At 70.7% G+C, this 2,609-nt stretch carries 2 protein-coding genes; both read left to right on the top strand.

All coding sequences use genetic code 11. The features are described from left to right. The first annotated feature begins 157 nt into the window (after positions 1-157). The gene (locus ABT130_RS47380) at positions 158-1,423 is read left to right on the top strand and encodes an activator-dependent family glycosyltransferase (protein WP_350966466.1); all 1,266 of its coding nucleotides are present in this window, start codon (positions 158-160) and stop codon (positions 1,421-1,423) included. 25 nt (positions 1,424-1,448) lie between these two features. Next, positions 1,449-2,609: activator-dependent family glycosyltransferase (locus ABT130_RS47385; protein WP_350966467.1), on the top strand; the 1,161-nt coding region annotated here is incomplete at its 3' end.

A 2,609-nucleotide genomic window follows, 5' to 3' on the forward strand; every position in this document is an offset into this window, starting at 1 on the left:
AACCTGCTCCGGCTACTGACCGAACCCTCCTTCCGCCACCGCGCCCACGACCTGCGCGACGAGATCCACGCCCTGCCCTCCCCCAACCAGCTCGTCCCCCGGCTCGAAGAACTCGCCGCGAAACACCGCTGACGCCCGACCAGGAGACACCACCACCATGCGTATCCTGTTCACCGCATATTCAGAGCGGACACACTTCCTGCCGATGGTGCCGCTGGCCTGGGCGCTGCGCACCGCGGGTCACGAGGTACGCGTCGCGGTCCAGCCCGAGTTCGCCGACACCGTCACCCAGGCCGGTCTGACCGCCGTCCCGGTCGGCCGTAATGCGGTGATCTGGCGGATGACGGAAGGTGATCCCGAACAGGTCGAGGCGGCACGGGCCGGGCTGCCCACGCCGTACGACGCGGCGGTGCTGGACCCGGCGGATCTCGACTTCGAGACGATGCGAGCCGGTTACGACAGCCGGCTGGAGCAGTGGCATCGGCTGGACAACTTCCCGCTGATCGCCGGTCTGACCGAGTTCGCCCGCGGCTGGCAGCCCGACCTGGTCATCTGGGAGGCCAATACCTACGCCGGGGCGATCGCCGCCGGGGCCTGCGGCGCCGCGCACGCCCGCCTGGTGTGGAGCGTCGACGTCTTCGGCGTCGCCCGCGAGCACTTCCTGCGACTGAAGGCCGAGCGATCCGTCGAGGAGCGCGCCGACCCGATGGCCGACTGGCTGGGCGGCTACGCCCGCAAGTACGGGTTCGAGTTCGACGAGGACATGCTCACCGGCCAGTTCACCATTCACCACCTGCCGGCCTCGTTGAGCATGCACGCCGACCTGGACTACCTGCCGATGCGCTACGTCCCCTACGGCGGCGCCGCCGTCGTCCCGAAGTGGCTGTGGGCCCCGCGAGAACGCCGCCGCGTCGCCCTCACCCTGGGCAGCAGCTCGACCGACCGTTTCACCGGATACGCCGCCAACGTGCCGGACATCCTCGACGCACTGGCCGACCTGGACATCGAGGTCGTCGCCACCATCGCCGAGTCCGAGCAGAAGAAGCTGTCCCACGTCCCCGGCAACGCCCGGGTGGTGCCCTGGACCCCGCTGCACGCGCTTGTCCCCACCTGCGACGCGATCATCAGCCACGCCGGACCCGGCACCTTCCTGACCAGCGCCCTGCACGGTATCCCTCAGCTCACCGTGCCGTGGGACTTCGACGAGCCCGAACTCGCCCGCCGCGCCGCCGCACAGGGCGGATCACTGGCGATCCTCGCCGACCAGGCCACCGGGGAGAGCGTCCGGGCCGCCGTGCTGCGCCTGCTCGACGAACCCTCCTTCCGCCGTCGCGCCCACGACCTGCGCGACGAGATCCACGCGCTGCCCTCCCCCAACCAGCTCGTCCCCCGGCTGGAAGAACTCACCGCCAAACACCGCTGACGCCCGACCAGGAGACACCACCACCATGCGCATCCTGCTCACCACCTATCCGGACAAGACCATCTTCCATGCGATGGTGCCGCTGGCCTGGGCGCTGCGGACCGCGGGTCACGAGGTGCGCGTCGCGGTCCAGCCCGAGTTCGCCGACATCGTCACCCAGGCCGGTCTGACCGCCGTCCCGGTCGGCCGTAATCCCGTGACCTGGCGGATGGCGGAACGCAACCCCGAGCAGGTCGAGGCGGAGCGGGCCGGGCTGCCCACGCCGTACGACGCGGCGGTGCTGGACCCGGCGGACCTCGACTTCGAGACGATGCGAGCCGGTTACGAGAACCTGCTGGAGCAGTGGCATCGGCTGGACAACTTCCCGCTGATCGCCGGTCTGACCGAGTTCGCCCGCGGCTGGCAGCCCGACCTGGTCATCTGGGAGCCGAACACCTACGCCGGGGCGATCGCCGCCGAGGCCTGCGGCGCCGCGCACGCCCGCCTGGTGTGGAGCGTCGACGTCTTCGGCGTCGCCCGCGAGCACTACCTGCGACTGAAGGCCGAGCGGCCCGTCGAGGAGCGCGCCGACCCGATGGCCGACTGGCTGGGCTCCTACGGCGGCAAGTACGGCTTCGACTACACCGAGGATCTCTTCACCGGCCAGTTCACCATTCACCACCTGCCGGCCTCGTTGAGCATGCACGCCAACCTGGACTACCTGCCGATGCGCTACGTCCCCTACGGCGGCGCCGCCGTCGTCCCGAAGTGGCTGTGGGCCCCGCGAGAACGCCGCCGCGTCGCCCTCACCCTGGGTACCACCGCGACCGACCGTTTCGCCGGATACGCCGCCAACGTGCCGGACATCCTCGACGCACTGGCCGACCTGGACATGGAGATCGTCGCCACCATCGCCGAGTCCGAGCAGAAGAAGCTGACCCGCGTCCCCGACAACACCCGGGTGGTGTCCTACGTGCCGCTGCACGCGCTGGCCCCCACCTGCGACGCGATCATCAGCCACGCCGGGCCCGGCACCTTCCTGACCAGCGCCCTGCACGCGGTCCCCCAGCTCGCCGTGCCGTGGGACTTCGACGAGCCCGAACTCGCCCGCCGCGCCGCCGCACAGGGCGGATCACTGGCGATCCTCGCCGACCAGGCCACCGGGGAGAGCGTCCGGGCCGCCGTGCTGCGCCTGCTCGACGAACCC

Origin of the sequence: Streptosporangium sp. NPDC001681, from assembly GCF_040298085.1 — a bacterium.
In the GTDB taxonomy this organism is placed as follows: Bacteria; Actinomycetota; Actinomycetes; order Streptosporangiales; family Streptosporangiaceae; genus Streptosporangium.